We start from the raw sequence: 19399 nt of genomic DNA, 5'->3' as shown, positions 1-19399 counted from the left end.
ATTATAATTATGAAGAAATTATTATTTTTATACTATAATATAGAAATAGTACTATATTAAATACAAAAATAAAAATAAATTTTGGGAAGTTTTTATAAATTTTTGTCTACTTTAGTATTTAATATTCATAAATATATAGTAAGTATATTTATGGAGGTATAGATATGGCTAGAAAGAAAAAATCAAACATGAGTAATTCGAGTTCAAAGAAGCCTAATAATAAAAAAGTTAATCAACAGATTAGTAATAGCTATAACCAAGATATGATACAAGATATAAAAAAACAATTAATAGAAAAATTAATATCTAAACTATAAAATATAAAAAGATACCCAACAAGGGTATCTTTTTATATTTTAAAGTTGTAATTATTATAAGCCATAAAAAATATAATATTATTTAGATATAGAAATTTCTGGGGAGGTAAATAGTATGAAAGTATTATTAATTAATGGTAGCCCACATAAAGAAGGCTGTACATATACAGCACTTAATGAAATTGCAAATAGCTTAAATAATGAGGGAATTGAAACTAATATATTTCATATTGGAAATAAACCAATTCAAGGTTGTATAGCATGCAATGCTTGTAGGAGTACTGGATATTGCGTATTTAAAGATGATTTAGTTAATGAATGTATAGATTTAGCGAGTCAAGCTGATGGAATAATAATTGGATCACCAGTATATTACGCAGGTCCTAATGGTTCTTTGTGTGCACTATTAGATAGAATGTTTTATGGAAAGTCTTATAAATATACTTACAAACCTTCTGCAGCTATAGTAAGTTGTAGAAGAGGGGGAGCAAGCTCTAGTTTTGATATACTTAATAAGTACTTTACTATATCCAATATGCCGATAGTGTCTTCTCAGTACTGGAACTCTGTTCATGGAAATACTCCAGAAGAGGTTAAACAAGATAAAGAGGGACTTCAGACTATGAGAACTTTAGGCAAAAATATGGCTTGGTTATTAAAATGCATTGATAATTCTAAAGATATAGTTCCGTATCCAGAAAAGGAACAACAAATAGCTACAAATTTTATAAGATAGTAAAAAATGTCCTTTGATATAAGGACATTTTTTTATTTATAGGGAATTATAGTAATGTAACATATATCAAAAATAAATTTTAGTTGATTTTTTATAAAAAATGCTTTATTATACCCTTAGGGGGTATACTTAATAACATAATAAATTAGAAAGGAGAATTTATATGAACCCTAATAAAATGAATGAAACTTACAATATAACAGGAATGACATGTGCAGCCTGTGCAAAGGCAGTAGAAAGAGTAGTAAAAAAACTAGATGGGGTTGAATCTCAAAATGTAAATATTGCCACGGAAAAATTGAATATAGTTTATGATAGCTCTAAAGTAAGCTTTGATACTATAAAAAAATCAATAGAAAAAGCTGGGTATGGTGTAGAAATAGAGGATGAAAATAAAGTTATAGACCTTATGATAGAGGGAATGACATGTGCCTCTTGTGCAAAAGCAGTAGAAAGAGTAGTAAAAAAATTAGATGGAATAGACTCTATAAATGTAAATATAGCTACAGATAAAGCTAACATTATATATAATCCTTCTAAGGTTAAGCTATCACAGATAAAATCTGCTATAGAAAAAGCTGGATATACTCCAATAGAAGAAGAAAAGAAAATGACTGTAGACGAAGATAAATTAAAAAAAGAAAAAGAAATGAAAACTTTATTTACTAAGTTTATAATTGCTACAGTATTTGCAATACCTTTATTTTATATAGCAATGGGACCTATGATACCAAAGCCTTTTGGACCATGGCCATTACCAGAAATACTAAATCCAATGACAAATACTTTAAACTATGCGCTTATACAATTGTTACTAGTGTTACCAGTTATGGGAGCAGGATATAAATTTTATATACATGGATTTAAATCATTATTTTCTAAAAGTCCCAATATGGATACTTTAGTTGCCATAGGAACTAGTGCAGCATTTATATATAGTGTATATACAACTATTCAAATAGCTAATGGAAATATACATGGAGTTCACCATCATCAACTATATTATGAGAGTGCAGGAATAATTATAGCTCTTATATTGCTTGGGAAATACTTTGAGTCAAGATCAAAAGGAAAAACTTCTGAAGCAATTAAGAAACTTATGGGTCTTCAACCAAAGACTGCAATAGTAATTATAAATGGAAAAGAAGTTGAAACACCAATAGATGAAGTTACTGTAGGAGATATAATATTAGTTAAGCCAGGTGAAAAAATACCTGTAGATGGAATAGTTATAGAAGGTAATACATCAGTAGATGAATCAATGTTAACAGGAGAAAGTATGCCTGTAGAAAAAACTATAGGTTCAAAAGTTACTGGAGCAAGTATAAATAAAAATGGTAGTATTAAATTTAAGGCTGAAAAAGTAGGTAGTGATACAGCACTTGCTCAAATAGTAAAACTAGTAGAAGATGCTCAAGGAACTAAAGCTCCAATTGCAAAATTAGCAGATACTGTATCTGGATATTTTGTTCCTGTAGTTATGACAATAGCTGTAGTATCAGCATTAGCATGGTGGATACTGGGAGGAAAAGGCTTAGTATTTGCTCTTACAATATTTATATCAGTGTTAGTAATTGCATGTCCTTGTGCCTTAGGTCTAGCTACACCTACTGCAATAATGGTTGGAACTGGAAAAGGTGCTGAGAATGGTATTCTTATAAAGGGTGGAGAAGCATTAGAATTGGCACATAAAATAGATACAGTAATATTTGATAAAACAGGTACAATAACAGAAGGAAAACCTAAGGTAACAGATATAATTACAAGTAATGGAATAAAAGAAGATTATTTATTAGAGTTAGCTGCAAGTGCAGAAAAAAATTCAGAACATCCATTAGGAGAAGCTATAGTTAGATACGGGATAGAGAAGAATTTAGAATTTAAAAACTTACAAGATTTTAAAGCAATTCCAGGTCATGGTATAGAGGTTATAATAGATGGTAAAAATATAATCCTTGGAAATAAAAAATTAATGAGTAATAGAAATATAAATTTATTAGATTTAGAAGAAAAAAGTGATAAATTAGCAAATGAAGGTAAAACACCTATGTATATAGCAATAGATGACACTATAAGTGGAATAATAGCAGTTGCAGACGTTGTTAAAGAAAGTAGCAAAAAAGCTATACAAACTTTACATGACATGGGAATAAAAGTAGCCATGGTTACTGGAGATAATAAAAAAACTGCTAATGCAATAGCTTCGCAAGTTGGAATAGACATAGTTCTTTCAGAAGTGTTACCAGAAGATAAATCTAATGAGGTTGCAAAATTACAAGAACAAGGTAACTTTGTTGCCATGGTAGGTGATGGAATTAACGACGCTCCAGCTTTAGCTAAAGCTCATATAGGTATAGCCATAGGAAGTGGAACTGATGTTGCAATGGAGTCTGCAGACATTGTTCTTATGAGAAATGATCTAATGGATGTTCCAAATGCTATAAAATTAAGTAGTGCTACAATAAAAAATATAAAACAAAATCTATTTTGGGCATTTGGATATAATACTGTAGGAATACCAGTAGCAGCAGGACTTTTATATATGTTTGGAGGTCCACTTTTAAATCCTATGATTGCAGCTGCGGCAATGAGTTTAAGTTCAGTATCCGTAGTAAGCAATGCATTAAGATTAAAGAACTTTAAATTTAACAAATAAATTATTTTATAAAAATATAGAACCATTATGTATATCACTATATGTATACATAGTGGTTTTTTAGTTTTAAATATAATTAACTCTATTTTATTTAAGTAGATTTTGTTATGATAAGATAAAAAGTATATAAAACATGTATAGAATATACACTGTTCACATTAAATTCATATATATAGGATAAAATGAAAATATAAATATGTATTTTTACATAGATGGGAGTGATTAGATGAGTGCATCTATATTAGTAGTAGAAGATGATGCTAATATACAAGAATTAATAGTAGAATTTTTAAGAGCAGAAAACTATAACGTAGATTATGCAAGTGATGGATTAGAAGGAATTCAATTATTTAAAAAAAATAACTATGACTTAATAATATTAGATATAATGATGCCTAATTTAGATGGATATTCAGTTTGTAAGATGATAAGACAAACATCTAAGGTTCCAGTTATATTTTTAACTGCTTTAAATCAAGAAAATGATGAAGTTAAAGGTTTTGATTTAGAATGTGATGATTATATAACAAAGCCTTTTTCATTTAATTTATTAATAAAAAGAGTTGAAGCAGTACTTAGAAGAAGTGGAAATAGTATATCTGAAAATAGTGATTGTGTAATCTTTGAAAAATTAAAATTAGATTTAAATACATATACAGCAGATGTTGATGGAAAGCATGTTGAATTAACATTAAAAGAATTCAATATATTAAAAAGTTTAATAGAAAAGTATCCACAAGTTATAACACGAGAAAGCTTACTTGATAGTATATGGGGATATGATTATTATGGTGATACTAGAATAGTTGATGCACACATAAAAAACATACGTAAAAAAATAGAATTACCTTATATAAAAACAGTAAAAGGAATAGGATATACACTTGAAAAAGATATTGACTAAATGGGAAAATATAAGTATAAAGTATAAACTATTTTGTATAACTAGTGGGCTATTAATGTTTCTTGCTATAATAATATACCTTATATTATACAATATGCTTCCATCTTATTACTATAAATATAAAATAGAAGCGTTAGAAGAAGATGTAAATAAATTAGCTATAGAAGCAGTATCTTATGACACTAAAACTCTAGAAGATAATTTGTATTATCTATCTAAAGATCAAAATTTATCAGTATTATTGACAGACACTAGCGGAAGAATAATTTATGGAAAAAATGAATTATTGCTTTTTAAATATGATAAATATAAAGGTCATGAAATTGTAAATATAAGAAAAAATACTAGAGATAAAGAATATAGTATGTTTAAATTTATATCAACTAATGATGTTACTACTCCATATAGATTAGATATATTAATGACTTTACAACCAATAGATGAAGCTAGTAAGGTAATAAAAAATATTATGCCATACATTTTATTGGTAGCAGTATTTATAGGTATGATAGGAGCATTTATTTATTCATCAACAGTAACTAAACCACTAATAAAAATAATAGAAAGTGAAAGAGAACAAGAGCAAAAAAGAAGGGACTTTATAGCTACTATATCTCATGAATTAAAAACGCCAATAACTATAATTAGTGGACAGCTTGAAGGTATGATATATAATATTGGAAAATATAAAGATAGAGATACTTACTTAAAAAAATCATATGAAAGTACTCAAGAGTTAAAAGATTTGGTAAATGAGATGATAGAAGTATCTAAATCAGAAACATTAAAACATGATTTAAATTTAACTAATGTGAATTTAAGTGTATTGTTAGAAAAACTTATTCAAAGACAGATATTTTTAATTGAAGATAAGAATTTAAAGACAGAATTAAAAATAGATAAAGGTATAAATATAGTTGCAGATGAGGAAAAAATATCAAGGGCTATTAATAATATTATTAATAATGCGATAAAATATTCACCTTCTGGAGAAACTGTAAATGTTAGGCTTTTTAAAAAGAAAGTTGGTAGAAGTACAAAGGTATTTTTAGAAATTGAGAATACAGGTATAACTATTGAAAAAAAATACTTGGAAGAAATATTTAATCCATTTTATCGAATAGAAAAATCTAGATCAAGAAAAACTGGTGGAAGTGGATTAGGACTTTACATAGTAAGTACTATTTTGAGTAGCCATGGATATGAATATAATATACAAAGTAAAAATAATTCAGTTATTTTTACTATTAAATTTTAGAAAAGGGTGTCTAAGACATCCTTTTTAATTTTATAATAAATGTGAATTTCAAATACTATTCATAAAAACTACATATAAAATTCATATTAGGGATGTATTATAATAATTGAAAAGACTAGCTTAAAAACCATAATACCCGCTATGGCTATAATACTCCCTCACATCCTCCAAAAGTATATAGTCATAGAAAAGAAATCCTGTAGATTAATATTACAGGATTTCTTTTTTAGGAAGTTTATTTACAATATAATCTACTAAATACCCCATTACTATAACGCCTATAAGGTCAATTAAAAATCTATAAAATGTAAACTTATAACCTAAGGCACTAATTTCAAATAATAAAGTTGATATCTTTATTACACACCAAGCATTCATAAAAATAATTATATTAGAAAATTTAACTCCTTTTTTTAACAAAACTGCAGTAAATGGAAATGCTGCATACATAGGTCCAGCAGCAAAAGCAGCTAATGCAATAGATAGTACTATTCCTAATACACTTGAATCTTCACCCATATATTTCATCATGGATTCTCTAGATACCCATTCATCCATTAGCCCAAGAAGTAGCATAATAGGAGGTAATACTTCTATCATTTGTATAAAGCTGTCTTTGGCGTTGTTAAATATATTTATACCTAAATCATTTTTAAAAATTATTAAAATAAATAAGGATATAGTTAATATTAAAAATACTTTATATCTATTTAATATATATTTAAATTTTATCAACTAAGAACCACCCCCATGAATATAGCAACTACAAAAGAAAATAAAAAAGCTATGAAATTTCTAAAAAATGCAGCTTTTTTACCAATATACTTAGCTTCTAAAGAAATAGTCATAATACCGACTAAAGTAAGTGTAGAAACTAGTGCTGCTACTTGGGGATATCCAGCTCCACTTCTAAGTAAAGTATCTGCAGTTGAAAATGCAACAAATGTAGGCATTAAAACAATAGATCCTACTATTGATGATAAAAATACACCTAAAAATCCAGACTCAGAGCCAATAAGCTTAGAAATTGTTTCTGCATCTAATATAGATAAAATAAAACCAACAATTATTATAATTGATAAAAATTGAGGCATAATATTTTCAAAAGATTTAAAAGCTTTTTTTAGCGCTCTTTTAGTTTTAGGTTTATCTTTAACAAAAGAAATTGCAAATAAGATTATAGCTAAGCTATAAAGAATGTAAGATGTCACGCTTAATAACCTCCTTTAGATATATTTTAGTATATGAAAAAGTTTATATATAAGTGAAACTAATAATTTTATACATTTTGGAAAAAATAATAAAAATAATATTATAGGAGGCTTACATATGAGCAGACTACAAAAAGAAATGAACAATATGAAAAATGATGTTATGGAAGGTGCACAAAAAGTTGGTCATGCAATAAAGCATACAGCAGCAGATTTAAAGTCAGATGTAAAAGGTGCTATGGCTTCTATGGAAATGAAAAAAGATGAAATGATGGAAGAATATGAACAAAAGAAATTTTCAAGAGAAATAAAAAAACAAATGGAAAAAGAATCTAAAAATAATATGAAACATTAAAACCATGGGTCTATCTTAAAAGATAGACCCATTAAATTTACATAAAGAAAAATAAATTTGATTAATTATGTTGATTGGATTAAAATAGTTTAAGTAAAATAAAATATAATCTTATATAAAATATAGATAAATAGGATATATATATTATAAGAGTTTTACTAAATATAATTTGGGTAAATTAATAAAATGAATAAATTTTAAATAAAAACACTAAAGCTTTAATATATAAAGGAGATACAATGAGAAAGGTAGAATTATTAGCACCTGCAGGTGACTTAGAAAGATTAAAAATAGCATTTACTTATGGAGCAGATGCAGTATATATAGGTGGAGAAATTTTCGGTATGAGATCCGCTGCAAAAAACTTTAGCAAAGAAGACATGATAGAAGGGGTAAACTTTGCTCATGAAAGAGGAAAACAAGTTTTCGTTACAATTAATATTATCCCAAGAAATGATGATTTACTGCAACTAGAAGATTACTTACTAGAATTACAAGAAATCGGAGTGGATGCAGTTATAGTAAGTGATCCAGGCGTATTTTCTATAGTTAAAAAGACGATACCAAATATGGAAATACACATAAGTACTCAAGCAAGTACAACAAATGCGGCTTCAGCAGCTTTTTGGTATAATCAAGGAGCAAAAAGAATAGTCACAGCGAGAGAACTATCTTTTGAAGAAATAAAAGAGATAAGAGAAAATACACCAGCAGATATGGATATAGAAACATTTGTTCACGGAGCAATGTGTATGTCTTACTCTGGAAAATGTGTAATTAGTAATCATACTACAGGAAGAGATGCGAATAAGGGTTCTTGTGCTCAATCATGTAGATGGAAATATACACTAGTTGAAGAAGTAGGTCCAGGAGAATATGAACCAGTAATAGAAGGAATAGACCCAGAATTCTTCTTTAACTCAAAAGATTTATGTATGATAGAATATATACCACAAATATTTGATAGCGGTATAACAAGTTTAAAAATAGAAGGTAGAATGAAGACTGCATACTATGTAGCAACAACAGTAAGAGCTTATAGAATGGCACTTGATGAATACTATAAAGATCCAGAAAATTGGAAGTTTAATCCAATGTGGCTAGAAGAACTTAAAAAAGGAAGTCATAGAGACTATAGTACAGGATTCTTCTTTGATAGACCAGACTCTAATTCACATAACTATGAGTCAGCTTCATATATAAGAAATTATGATTTTATAGGATTAGTTAAAGGACATGAAAATGAAACTGGGCTTGTAATTGTTGAGCAAAGAAATAAAATGTATGTTGGAGATAAGATAGAGGTAATAGGACCATTTAAAGAAACAATGAATGCAACTATATTAGAAATGTACAATGAAGATGGAGAACCTATAGAATCAGCTCCTCATGCAAGACAAACAGTAAAAATGAAATTAGATATAGATGTAGATAAAGATTATATGTTAAGAAAGCCAATAGCTAAAATAAATATATAATTAAATTATAAAATTTAGGGCATCCTCAAAATAAACCTATATCAAATTTTAGGTTAATTATCGAGGTCTGCCCTTATTTAAATAGAAATAAAATTACATTACTTGATGAAAGTAATTTTTAGGTATAAGATTAAATTATATTCTAATATGAAGGGAGAGAAACAATGAATATAGGTAGAAATGATGATTGTTGGTGTGGTAGCAAAAAAAAATATAAAAAATGCCATATGGAATTTGATGAAAGATTAGAAGAATTAAAGAGACAAGGACATACAGTTCCTTCTAGAAATATAATAAAAAATAAAGAACAAATAGAAAAAATAAAAGAAAGTGCTAAGATAAATAATGCAATATTAGACTTGGTATCTGAAAATATTAAAGAAGGTATGACTACTGAAGATATAAATAAAATGGTTCATGATTTTACAATATCTCAAGGAGCTATACCTGCGCCATTAGATTTTTGTGGATTTCCTAAAAGTGTATGTACTTCAATAAATGATGAAGTATGTCATGGTATACCAAGTGAAGATATAGTTTTAAAAAATGGAGATATTGTAAATATAGATGTTTCGACAATATATAATGGATATTATTCAGATGCTTCTAGAATGTTCTTAATAGGTGAAGTAAGTGAAAATGCTAAAAAACTAGTAGAAGTAACTAAAGAATGTTTATTAAAAGGAATAGAAGCAGTAAAACCTTGGGGACACTTAGGTGATATAGGTGAAGCTATAGAAAAACATGCTAATGCTAATGGATATACTGTAGTTGAAGAATTTGGTGGACATGGTATAGGTCTTGATTTCCATGAAGAACCTTTTGTATTTCACTATGGAAGAGCAGGAGAGGGAATGGTATTAGTTCCTGGTATGATATTCACTATAGAACCTATGATAAATGAAGGAAATGCAGATATTTATATAGATGTAGATAATGGATGGACTGCTCATACAGAAGATGGATCTTTATCAGCACAGTGGGAAAATATGATTTTAGTAACTGAAGATGGGATAGAAATATTAGCTTATTAAGATAATAAATATAAATAAAAAATTTACATAAATAACATTAAAAGCCTATATCTATATTTTAGATATAGGCTTTTACATTAAAAAAATAAGAATTAAAATACTAACTTTAGGTTTTTAAGTCTTATTTTTAATTCATTTATTACATCTATTTCTTCTTCTATTGTATTAGCTTCAAATGTAACTGAAAATCTTAGAAATCCTCCAGAATCATCCCAAGGTACAGTTGATATTAAGGCTTTGTCTAAAATATAAAAACTTGCTTCCTCTGCATTATTAAATACAACTCCATTTTTAGTACCTTTTGGAATAGGAGCATAACAATAAAAGCCACCTTTTGGTTTTTTTACATCAAAACCAATTTCTTTTAAGGCTTCAACTAATAATTCAAATCTTCTATCATAACGTTGTATGTTATCTTCTATCAATTCTTTATGGCTTAAAGCATATATACCAGCTTTTTGAATTGCTCTAAATTGTCCAGAATCATAATAGCTTTTTACTGTTGAAAATAGCTGTATAGATTTTTCTGAACCTAATAAGAATGCCAGTCTCCATCCGGTCATATTAAAGGCTTTAGATAAAGAATGTAACTCAACTGAATATTCCATATTTTTATCAACAGTAAATATACTTAATGGCTTATAACCATCGTATACTAATGGACCATAAGCAGCATCAGAAACAATAAGGATATTATTTTTTCTAGCAAAATCTATTACTTTTTCATAAAATTCTATAGTAGCTACCTGTCCTGTAGGATTATTAGGATAGTTTAAATATAATAACTTGGCCTTTTTTAAAATATCAGATGGTATTTCACTAAAATCAGGATAGAAGTTATTTTCATCACACAATTTAAGGTTAAACACATCACCACCTAAAAATCTAGTATGATTTGCCATAATAGGATATCCAGGTACAGTCATTAAAGTTACATCTCCGGGATTTATAAAACAAGTTGGAATCATAGATAATATAGATTTTGATCCTATACCATGAACAATATTATTAGGTTTTATATTATCTAAATTATAAATCTCTTTTAAATATGAACATGCTGCAACTTTAAATTCTAAGATACCATTGTCTGCATAAAATCTATTTTCTTCTTTTTTTGCTTCTAAGTTTAACACATCTATAATTGATTCGTTAGCTTTTTTATCTGGTTCTCCTACACCCATATCGATTATTTTGATATTTGGATATTTAAGCTTTAACTCATCTCTCATTTTTTTAAGTCTTTCAAATTTAAACATTCTATTTTCATTAAAAAAATTTTTACCCCCAAGTCGATTTGATACTATAATGTCAATTAAATCCATGATATACCTCCAAAAAATATTTAGATAATATATAATATTTGACAAGTACAGAAAAGGGAACCATAAAACAGAAATTTATAGAATGTATACAATGTAGGTTGAAAATAAATTTAATCATAATATGTTAATAACAAAAAATCCAACAAATAATTTGCTGGATTTTTTGTTAACTTAGCGTCAAAATTTTATTTACTTCTACAATCGAAGAATTTTCCGTATTTTATTACTTTTGGCTTGATATCTATGTTAAACTCTCTTTTGTATCTTTTTATATTAGCAAGCTCAGATTTAGTAACTATAGAGATAGCATTTCCATTTCTATTACCTCTAGCAGTTCTACCAGCTCTATGAATGTATTCATTTTTACTACCTGGGAAGTCTAGGTTGAATACATGGCTTGTATCAACTACATCTAGCCCTCTAGCAGATAAGTCAGATGAAACTAGTACAGTAGCTTTTCCTAGTCTAAATGCGTTAATAGCATTTTTTCTATCTTCTTTAGACATATCTCCAAATATACCTACAGCTTTATAACCATGATAATTTAACTTAGATGCTATAACCTCTATACTTTTTTCGTTGTTAACAAAAACTATAGATCTCTTTGGATTAGTAGCAGCTAGAGCTTTTCTAAGTAAATCAAATTTCTCTCTTCTTTCACCTAATAAGTATAAATGTTTTATTTTAGGATTTATAGTAACTTCTTTAGTAGCATTTATTATTATTGGTTCTTTCATCATTTCCTTGCATAACTCAATAGTTTCATCATTTAGAGATGCAGAAAATCCTAACAACTGTCTATCTCTTAGTGTACATTTAATTATCTCTTTTACATGAGAGATGTTACTTCCGCTTAATAAGCTGTCGACCTCATCTAAAACTATAGTTTTTATAGTATGAGCTTTTAACTTTTTTTGTTTCATTAAATCAAGAACTCTACCACAAGAACCTACAGCTATATGTGGTTTTATATTTTTTATATTTTTTATTTGTTTTTGTATGTTTACTTCACCAAATATAGGTAAAGAAGTAACTTCTATACCAGAGTTTTTAGATAATAACTCTATTTGATTATGTATTTGAACAACTAGTTCATGAGTAGGGGCAAGAACTAATACCTGTGTTTCTCTTTTACTTGTATCTACTTTTTCAAACATAGGAAGTAAATAGGCTAATGTTTTACCACTTCCTGTTTGAGAATTTGCAAGTATATCTTTATTATTTAATATATTTTCAAAAACAAGAGCTTGTACTTCAGTAGGAGAAGTTATTTCTTGCTTTTTAAGTCCATTTATTAAATTACTATTTAACTTTAATCCTTCAAATGTCTTCATATAAAACTCCTTTTATTTATAATATCTAATTAGTATATTTTATTATACACTTAATATAAAAAAATTTATACCTTAAATAAGATATAATGAATAAATTTAATAAAATGAATTCAAGGTTTATAATCAATAAACTGATATATTGTAAAAAAATACAAATTATAGTAAAACTATTATATGAGAAGAATTAAAAAATAAATAATTCGTATAATACATAATAATAGGTAGTTTTAAAATAGATTATTTTGGGAATTAAGTATAACAGTATAATTAGTTAATGGAGGTTTGAATGTATGAAGAAAAATAAGGTAGTAATAGTGGGTACAGGTATGGTTGGAATGAGTTATGCATACTCTATGTTAAACCAAGGTGCTTGTGAAGAATTAGTTTTAATTGATATAAATAAAGAGCGTGCAAGAGGAGAAGCTATAGACTTAAATCATGGTCTTAGTTTTGCACCAAGAAAGATGAAAATTTATGCAGGAGATTACAGTGATTGCAAAGATGCTTACTTAATATGTATAACAGCTGGAGCAATACAGGCTGAAGGTGAAACAAGGCTTGATTTATTACACAAGAATAGTAAGATAATGAAGTCTATAATAGATCCAATAAAAGAGTCTGGGTTTGATGGAATATTACTGATAGCTACAAATCCAGTAGATATAATGACTTATGTTGCACAAAAACTATCAGGTTTTGATAAATCAAAAGTAATAGGTTCTGGTACAACTTTAGATTCGGCTAGACTTAGATATACTTTAGGTGAGAAATTAGATGTAAATCCTAAGGATATAAATGCCTATGTAATGGGAGAACATGGAGATTCTCAATTTGTGGCATGGAGTTATGCTTTATCTGGTGTTCAACCAATATATCAAATTGCTTCTAGAAAAAATTCAGATTTAAAATTTGAAGAATTAGAAAAAATAGAAGATACAGTTAGAAATATAGCTTATGAAATAATAAAATGTAAAAATTCTACTTACTATGGAATAGGTATGGCTTTAACTAGGATAACTAAGGCTATACTTGAAAATGAAAATAGTATACTTACAGTATCTTCATATTTAAATGGAGAATATGGACACGATGATGTTTATATAGCAGTACCAAGTATAGTAAATCAAAATGGTGTAAGAGAAGTTATACACTTAGCACTTGATACAACAGAAAAGAAAAAACTAGATGATTCAATAGAAATAATGAAGGAAAATATAGCTAAGTTAAATTTAAAGTAAATAATCGATAACTAATAATATATATAAAAGCTAAAAGGATTAATTTGATATATGAAATAATTCTTTTAGCTTTTTGTTTATTTTTGAATAAATTTTAGATACATCATTATGAATATTCTAAAATTTATTCAAAAAAATATTGAATATCCAACATATTTGTTCTATATTATATATAACAGATATAAAATATAGAATGGAGAGGATAGTATGTTAAAAGTAAAAAATTTGTCCAAATCATATAAAGGTAATAATAAGGCTATTGAAAATATTAGCTTTGAAATAAATAAGGGAGATATATTTGGGTTTATTGGTCATAATGGAGCAGGAAAAACTACTACCATTAAATGTATAGTTGGTATTCATGATTTTGAAGAAGGAGAAATTTTAATTAACTCTAAAAGTATTAAGAGTAATCCAGTAGAATGTAAAAAAGATATTGCTTATATACCAGATAATCCTGATTTATATGAATCTTTAACAGCAATACAATATTTAAATTTTATAGCTAACATATTTAATGTAAATAAAAATAAAAGAGAAGAATTAATTTACTATTATTCAGATAAATTTGAAATTAAAGATAGTTTAGGCGATTTAATATCTTCATATTCACATGGGATGAAGCAAAAGCTAGCGATAATATCAGCTCTTATACACAGTCCGAAAATACTTATTTTAGATGAACCTTTTGTAGGACTTGATCCTAAGGCTACATTTATTTTAAAGGAGATTATGAAAGAATTTTGCAACAATGGTGGTTGTATATTTTTCTCTACTCATGTTCTTGATGTTGCAGAAAAAATATGTAATAAAATAGCTATAATAAATGGAGGTAAATTAATTAAAACTGGTAATACACTAGAAGTTAAGGGCGATAAGAGCCTTGAAAGTCTATTTATGGAGTTGATTGAGAATGAGTAATTTAGGATTATTAATAAAAATTAATATAATTAATGAGTTTAATTTAAATAAAATAAAAACTTTAGAGAATAAAGAAAAAGTTAAGATACTAGCTATTATATTTTCTAGCATAGCCCTTATAGGGTATTTTATATATGTAATGTTTAAATTATGTTTTGAGATAAGTGAAATATTAATTCAATATAACCAAATGGATTTGCTTCTTGTTATTGGATTTGTAGGAGCATTGTTATTTAGTTTATTTACAACTTTATATAAGAGTTCCTCATATTTATTTGAGGCTAAAGATTTTGAAAGTTTGATTAGTTTACCTATAAAGGAATCTGCTATTTTATTAAGCAAGATAGTTATGCTACTTTTATCAAATTACTTATTTACATCACCATTTATTTTTATTCCTAGTATTGTTTATGCTATAAAAATGAATGTTAGTATAGCATATTTTATAAATTTAGTAGTTATGTTTTTATGTATACCTTTAATACCTATTATTATATCTTCTATAATTGCATTTTTATTGGGAGGTATATCATCAAAATTAAGGTATAAGAATGCAATATTGATTATAGGAAGTATAGCACTATTAGTTATTTATATGATAGTAATGTCTCAAATAGAGGAAATAGGAAAGAATATACTAGCAAATAGTAGTTCTATATTAGAGGGTATAAAAAAATTATATTTTCTAGCATATTATTATATAGAAGGTTTAAAAAATAATAATTTAATAGATGTTTTAATTTTTGTTGGAATTTCACTTGTGCTATTTATAGGATTTATAACTATATTTGCTAATCGATATAAATCTATAAATTCTAAAATGAATGAAAGTTATAAATCTAAAAAATATGAATTAAAAGAATTAAAAATATCAAGCAAGATTCAATCTTTATTAGAAAAAGAGTTTAAAAGATACTTTTCTTCATATATATATTTTTTGAATACTTCTATGGGAATGATACTTTTGATTATATTTTCACTAGGTATAGTAATATTTGGAGCAGATAAAATATCAGCTTTATTAGAGTTAAACTTAGATTTTGCTTTTATAAAAGTTCAAATGCTAGGCATCATATTATTTTGCGTAGTTATTAGTTGTACTACTTATTGTTCTATATCGTTAGAAGGTAAAAATTTATGGATACTAAAATCATTACCTATAGATGAAGTTGATATATTTAAAAGTAAAATAATTCTTAATTTATTTCTTAATATGCCAATAAGTATTATATGTTTTATATTGATAGGTTTGAAGTTAAAATTCGAAGCTACATTTATAATAATAGGATCATTATTAATTGCATCTATGTCAATATTAGTAGCAGTATTAGGATTATTTTTAAATTTATTATATCCAAATCTTAACTGGAAAAATGAAGTTGCAGTAGTTAAAAGAAGCTTTTCTATAATAGCAGTTATGGTATTTGCAATTATTTATATAGGAATATATGCTTTTGTATATTTTAAATTTAATATAATAAACCTAAATACATTTTTAATTATACCTATTATATCAACCATTATAATTAATTTTATAATTTGGAATTTAATTAAAAATAAAGGAGTAAAAAAATTTAGAAATATTTAAAATATAAAAATAAAAAAGGAAGGTGTATGTTTATATATTATCTATCTTCTTTTTTATTTTATATTTAATAATGTTTAAAATAACTAAAATAATATAACAATAAATAATAGGATTAATAAAGATAAATTATAAAAATTAGAAAAAACTTATAGTTGTAAAACTAATTTATATGGACAATTTAATTCTATAAGCAAAATAAAAATGAAAGGAAGATATAAATGGAAAAGAAAAAATCAAAAGAAAGAGAAGAACTAGATAATAATAAAGTTATAAAAGAACTTCTAAAAGAAAATGATGGTCAAGTTGAAATAGCAAATGAGATATCTACAAATAAAAAAGTAGCTGATGTTCTTGGAGATAGGTTAGCGAGAAAAAGACATTTTCCTCCATGTTAAGAAAAATAATTTTGTAGAGGAGTGATGAAAATGGACAGTTATAGCAGATTTAGTAATGGATATTATAGTGATGCGCTTCAATATACTAAAGACGTTTTAAGAGCAAGTTCCTCTATTGAAGAAATAATTAAGAATGCAAATATAAAAGAAGAAACGAAAGAAGAAATGGAAGAAAGAATTAGAGAAAATAGACATTAGTATATTACAAACTAAATTATATAAAAATAGCTAGATGATAATATATCTAGTTATTTTTATTGCGTATTTCTAAATTATATGTATTTACAAAGTAGATTAACATAACTTTAATTTAAAAACATTAACACAAAATATACGTACAATATTTTAAAAAGTAATAAAAATGTTCATAATTGTATTGACAAATAATAAAAAAGTTGATAAAATAAACAGGTAAATGAGTTGGCAAATTATAGAACTTATAAGAATTTATTTTTAATCGGGGGATTTTATATTATGACTTCAAAAAATTCAGTTATTTACCAATTAGATGGAAAACCAAGCATAAAGCAAGCTATACCACTAGGATTACAACATATACTAGCGATGTTTGTTGGTAATGTTACACCACTTATTATTATAGCTAATGTAGTGAATATGAGTTTAGCTGATAAGACAGCTCTTATTCAATGTACTATGTTCGTTTCAGGAATAGCTACATTAATGCAGTGTTATAATTTTGGGCCTTTTGGTGCAAGACTTCCTATTGTAATGGGTACAAGTTTTGGATTTGTACCAGTTTTAACCGTAATAGGGACTAAATATGGTTATGAAGCTATACTTGGTTCTTGTTTAATTGGAGCAATTGTTGAAATCTTATTTGGAAAATCAATGAGTAGTTTGAGAAAGTACTTTACTCCTGTAGTTACAGGAACAGTGGTTTTAGCGATGGGTATATCCTTGCTTCCTACTGGTATAAAGTATTTTGCAGGTGGAGCTGGAGCTGATGACTTTGGTTCTTTATCTAATTTAGCTTTAGGAACAATAGTATTATTAACTGTTTTATTTTTAAATCAATACACAAAGGGAATTACAAAACTTTCTTCTATATTGATAGGATTAATTGTAGGTTACATAGTAGCTATACCTATGGGTAAGGTTGATTTTACATCTTTATCTACAGTTAATATAATGTCAATACCTACACCATTTAAGTTTGGATTTGAATTCCATCTAGATGCTATAATAGCGGTGGCAGCAACATTTATAGTTTCAGGAGTCGAGACAGTAGGAGATATTACAGCAATAGCTCACTCTGGTATTGGAAGAGATGCAACAGATAAGGAAATTTCAGGTGGTGTTATGGCTGATGGATTAGGAAGTTTAGTATCTTCTATATTTGGTGTATTACCAAATACGTCTTTTGGCCAAAATGTTGGAATTATAGCCATGACTAAAGTCATAAATAGAAATATAGTTGGAGTTGGAGCTTGCATATTAATACTTGCAGCTATATTCCCAAAGTTTGGAGCAATAATATCATTAATGCCTTCAAGTGTATTAGGAGGAGCTAGTATATCAATGTTTGCTATGATTGCTGTTAGTGGTATAAAGCTTATAGCCAGTGAACCATTAAATGAAAGAAATAGTACAATAGTAGCTTTAGCTATAGGAATAGGTGTTGGTGTATCATTTGTACCAGGTGTATTTGCAAGTCTTCCAGAATCTATACAACTTATATTTGGAGATTCAGGTTTAGTTCTTGTAGCTCTTATAGCAGTAATATTAAATATAATACTACCAAAAGAAAAAGAAAATACAGATTTAGAAGTAGGAATAGTTTAAATAGATAATTATATAAAGATAAAAAAGAACTCTATGCTAATTATAGGGTTCTTTTTTTATTAAAAGTATTATTAAACAATCAACAGTTATAATGATTTTTCATAAATAATATTATAGGAGAAAATAAACTTTGGGGGGAGAACTCATGGACAACGAAAAAAAGAAAGTAGTTATAGATACTGCTTTAGGTAATGTTATAGGGGAGCATACATTAGATAAAGTAACGCTTGTTGGAGTTTATCCTTTTAAAGATAGTAGTTATGTGGACGATATAGAATTAGTGCTAAATTTCGAAAATAACTCTAAGGTAAGTATAAGGTTTCCATATAGCGGATATAATATGCAACTTTTTATAGCAGATTTTACTAATGATAAAAGAGATGAAATTATGATAAGAGGTGGATTTGGTGGTTCAGGTGGCTTTGAAATAGGGGTTATTTACAAATATGAAGATGGAAATTTGATAAAAATATTTGATCAAAATGAATTTTATAATCAAAATAAATGTACAGCAAAATATGAAGATAATTATAAGGTGAATATAAATTGTGGAAGGAAAAAATATTTATTAGATATATCATCTAGACCAAAGGAATATTTAGACATAATATATAATTCTGATGGGAAGCTAAAGGAAAATAGCATAACATTGTCATATGTAGATGCTCCAAATGTAATTTATCCGGTTAAGCAAGTATATAATTCTTACTATGAACTTTTAATTCAGCAAAGAGTTGTTGGAATAGTAAATGTAGATACTTTAGCTGTAATTCAAACACTAATTAGTTTAGAAAATACTACTCTTAATGAAATTTATAAAGGACTATTAATTTTTTAATATGAAAGCCT

19 protein-coding genes are annotated in these 19399 nt (G+C 26.7%); 15 read left to right on the top strand and 4 right to left on the bottom strand.

What is annotated here, in order from left to right:
• Positions 1 to 164 precede the first annotated feature (164 nt).
• The 5 genes from HF520_RS07245 to HF520_RS07225 all read left to right on the top strand — a co-directional run bounded on the left by HF520_RS07245 (position 165) and on the right by HF520_RS07225 (position 5871).
• The gene (locus HF520_RS07245; protein ID WP_168573386.1) at positions 165 to 317 is read left to right on the top strand and encodes a hypothetical protein; all 153 of its coding nucleotides are present in this window, start codon (positions 165 to 167) and stop codon (positions 315 to 317) included.
• A 115-nt stretch (positions 318 to 432) separates the two neighbouring features.
• Positions 433 to 1053: a flavodoxin family protein gene (locus HF520_RS07240; RefSeq protein WP_168573385.1), complete on the top strand. Its 621-nt coding sequence runs from the start codon at positions 433 to 435 to the stop codon at positions 1051 to 1053.
• 163 nt (positions 1054 to 1216) lie between these two features.
• The gene (locus HF520_RS07235) at positions 1217 to 3709 is read left to right on the top strand and encodes a heavy metal translocating P-type ATPase (RefSeq protein WP_207711041.1); all 2493 of its coding nucleotides are present in this window, start codon (positions 1217 to 1219) and stop codon (positions 3707 to 3709) included.
• 226 nt (positions 3710 to 3935) lie between these two features.
• Positions 3936 to 4613, top strand: a complete 678-nt coding sequence (locus tag HF520_RS07230; protein ID WP_168573384.1) for a response regulator transcription factor — start codon at positions 3936 to 3938, stop codon at positions 4611 to 4613.
• Positions 4594 to 5871 carry a sensor histidine kinase gene (locus tag HF520_RS07225; RefSeq protein WP_168573383.1) on the top strand — a complete coding sequence of 426 codons (1278 nt, stop codon included), beginning with the start codon at positions 4594 to 4596 and terminating at the stop codon, positions 5869 to 5871. Before HF520_RS07230 ends, HF520_RS07225 begins: the two co-directional genes overlap by 20 nt.
• A 210-nt stretch (positions 5872 to 6081) precedes the next feature.
• Here the strand turns inward: HF520_RS07225 and HF520_RS07220 are convergent, their stop codons facing one another.
• Positions 6082 to 6606 carry a permease gene (locus tag HF520_RS07220; protein WP_330586324.1) on the bottom strand — a complete coding sequence of 175 codons (525 nt, stop codon included), beginning with the start codon at positions 6604 to 6606 and terminating at the stop codon, positions 6082 to 6084.
• On the bottom strand, positions 6603 to 7082 hold the full coding sequence (locus tag HF520_RS07215; protein WP_168573382.1) for a permease: 480 nt from the start codon (positions 7080 to 7082) through the stop codon (positions 6603 to 6605). The genes HF520_RS07220 and HF520_RS07215 overlap by 4 nt, the downstream gene beginning before the upstream one ends.
• A gap of 118 nt (positions 7083 to 7200) precedes the next feature.
• Between HF520_RS07215 and HF520_RS07210 the strand changes: the two genes are divergently transcribed.
• The 3 genes from HF520_RS07210 to HF520_RS07200 all read left to right on the top strand — a co-directional run bounded on the left by HF520_RS07210 (position 7201) and on the right by HF520_RS07200 (position 9949).
• Positions 7201 to 7437: a hypothetical protein gene (locus HF520_RS07210; RefSeq protein ID WP_168573381.1), complete on the top strand. Its 237-nt coding sequence runs from the start codon at positions 7201 to 7203 to the stop codon at positions 7435 to 7437.
• A gap of 239 nt (positions 7438 to 7676) precedes the next feature.
• Complete coding sequence (locus HF520_RS07205) at positions 7677 to 8915, top strand: peptidase U32 family protein (RefSeq protein WP_168573380.1); 1239 nt, start codon at positions 7677 to 7679, stop codon at positions 8913 to 8915.
• Between the two features lie 164 nt (positions 8916 to 9079).
• Positions 9080 to 9949: a methionyl aminopeptidase gene (locus HF520_RS07200; RefSeq protein ID WP_168573379.1), complete on the top strand. Its 870-nt coding sequence runs from the start codon at positions 9080 to 9082 to the stop codon at positions 9947 to 9949.
• Positions 9950 to 10041: 92 nt separating this feature from the next.
• Here the strand turns inward: HF520_RS07200 and HF520_RS07195 are convergent, their stop codons facing one another.
• Both HF520_RS07195 and HF520_RS07190 read right to left on the bottom strand, forming a co-directional pair.
• Positions 10042 to 11271, bottom strand: coding sequence for an LL-diaminopimelate aminotransferase (locus HF520_RS07195; RefSeq protein WP_168573378.1), 1230 nt, complete (start codon positions 11269 to 11271; stop codon positions 10042 to 10044).
• A 185-nt stretch (positions 11272 to 11456) separates the two neighbouring features.
• Positions 11457 to 12605: a DEAD/DEAH box helicase gene (locus tag HF520_RS07190; RefSeq protein WP_168573377.1), complete on the bottom strand. Its 1149-nt coding sequence runs from the start codon at positions 12603 to 12605 to the stop codon at positions 11457 to 11459.
• A 290-nt stretch (positions 12606 to 12895) separates the two neighbouring features.
• Between HF520_RS07190 and HF520_RS07185 the strand changes: the two genes are divergently transcribed.
• From HF520_RS07185 to HF520_RS07155, 7 genes are all read left to right on the top strand, one after another.
• Complete coding sequence (locus HF520_RS07185) at positions 12896 to 13843, top strand: L-lactate dehydrogenase (protein ID WP_168573376.1); 948 nt, start codon at positions 12896 to 12898, stop codon at positions 13841 to 13843.
• A 207-nt stretch (positions 13844 to 14050) separates the two neighbouring features.
• Positions 14051 to 14764, top strand: coding sequence for an ABC transporter ATP-binding protein (locus HF520_RS07180; protein WP_168573375.1), 714 nt, complete (start codon positions 14051 to 14053; stop codon positions 14762 to 14764).
• Positions 14757 to 16352, top strand: coding sequence for a putative ABC transporter permease subunit (locus HF520_RS07175; protein WP_168573374.1), 1596 nt, complete (start codon positions 14757 to 14759; stop codon positions 16350 to 16352). The genes HF520_RS07180 and HF520_RS07175 overlap by 8 nt, the downstream gene beginning before the upstream one ends.
• 218 nt (positions 16353 to 16570) lie before the next feature.
• Complete coding sequence (locus tag HF520_RS07170) at positions 16571 to 16747, top strand: hypothetical protein (protein WP_168573373.1); 177 nt, start codon at positions 16571 to 16573, stop codon at positions 16745 to 16747.
• A gap of 30 nt (positions 16748 to 16777) precedes the next feature.
• A complete protein-coding gene (locus HF520_RS07165) occupies positions 16778 to 16945 on the top strand; it encodes a hypothetical protein (RefSeq protein ID WP_168573372.1) in 168 nt (55 codons plus the stop codon).
• 276 nt (positions 16946 to 17221) lie between these two features.
• Positions 17222 to 18550 (top strand): uracil-xanthine permease family protein, encoded by a 1329-nt coding sequence (locus tag HF520_RS07160; RefSeq protein WP_168573371.1) that lies wholly within the window; start codon positions 17222 to 17224, stop codon positions 18548 to 18550.
• Positions 18551 to 18695: 145 nt separating this feature from the next.
• Positions 18696 to 19388, top strand: a complete 693-nt coding sequence (locus HF520_RS07155) for a hypothetical protein (RefSeq protein WP_168573370.1) — start codon at positions 18696 to 18698, stop codon at positions 19386 to 19388.
• Positions 19389 to 19399: the final 11 nt, after the last annotated feature.

It is taken from the genome of Romboutsia sp. CE17 (assembly GCF_012317385.1).
GTDB lineage: Bacteria > Bacillota > Clostridia > Peptostreptococcales > Peptostreptococcaceae > Romboutsia_E.
The sequence above is the reverse complement of the archived record's forward strand: the minus strand, read 5'-3'. Positions and strand labels throughout refer to the sequence as shown.

What these genes read in the sequence shown, in the direction of transcription:
- HF520_RS07245 (WP_168573386.1), top strand. Translation starts at nt 165, where the DNA reads ATGGCTAGAAAGAAAAAATCAAACATGAGTAATTCGAGTTCAAAGAAG.
- HF520_RS07240 (WP_168573385.1), top strand. Translation starts at nt 433, where the DNA reads ATGAAAGTATTATTAATTAATGGTAGCCCACATAAAGAAGGCTGTACA.
- HF520_RS07235 (WP_207711041.1), top strand. Translation starts at nt 1,217, where the DNA reads ATGAACCCTAATAAAATGAATGAAACTTACAATATAACAGGAATGACA.
- HF520_RS07230 (WP_168573384.1), top strand. Translation starts at nt 3,936, where the DNA reads ATGAGTGCATCTATATTAGTAGTAGAAGATGATGCTAATATACAAGAA.
- HF520_RS07210 (WP_168573381.1), top strand. Translation starts at nt 7,201, where the DNA reads ATGAGCAGACTACAAAAAGAAATGAACAATATGAAAAATGATGTTATG.
- HF520_RS07205 (WP_168573380.1), top strand. Translation starts at nt 7,677, where the DNA reads ATGAGAAAGGTAGAATTATTAGCACCTGCAGGTGACTTAGAAAGATTA.
- HF520_RS07200 (WP_168573379.1), top strand. Translation starts at nt 9,080, where the DNA reads ATGAATATAGGTAGAAATGATGATTGTTGGTGTGGTAGCAAAAAAAAA.
- HF520_RS07195 (WP_168573378.1), bottom strand. Translation starts at nt 11,271, where the DNA reads ATGGATTTAATTGACATTATAGTATCAAATCGACTTGGGGGTAAAAAT.
- HF520_RS07190 (WP_168573377.1), bottom strand. Translation starts at nt 12,605, where the DNA reads ATGAAGACATTTGAAGGATTAAAGTTAAATAGTAATTTAATAAATGGA.
- HF520_RS07185 (WP_168573376.1), top strand. Translation starts at nt 12,896, where the DNA reads ATGAAGAAAAATAAGGTAGTAATAGTGGGTACAGGTATGGTTGGAATG.
- HF520_RS07180 (WP_168573375.1), top strand. Translation starts at nt 14,051, where the DNA reads ATGTTAAAAGTAAAAAATTTGTCCAAATCATATAAAGGTAATAATAAG.
- HF520_RS07175 (WP_168573374.1), top strand. Translation starts at nt 14,757, where the DNA reads ATGAGTAATTTAGGATTATTAATAAAAATTAATATAATTAATGAGTTT.
- HF520_RS07170 (WP_168573373.1), top strand. Translation starts at nt 16,571, where the DNA reads ATGGAAAAGAAAAAATCAAAAGAAAGAGAAGAACTAGATAATAATAAA.
- HF520_RS07165 (WP_168573372.1), top strand. Translation starts at nt 16,778, where the DNA reads ATGGACAGTTATAGCAGATTTAGTAATGGATATTATAGTGATGCGCTT.
- HF520_RS07160 (WP_168573371.1), top strand. Translation starts at nt 17,222, where the DNA reads ATGACTTCAAAAAATTCAGTTATTTACCAATTAGATGGAAAACCAAGC.
- HF520_RS07155 (WP_168573370.1), top strand. Translation starts at nt 18,696, where the DNA reads ATGGACAACGAAAAAAAGAAAGTAGTTATAGATACTGCTTTAGGTAAT.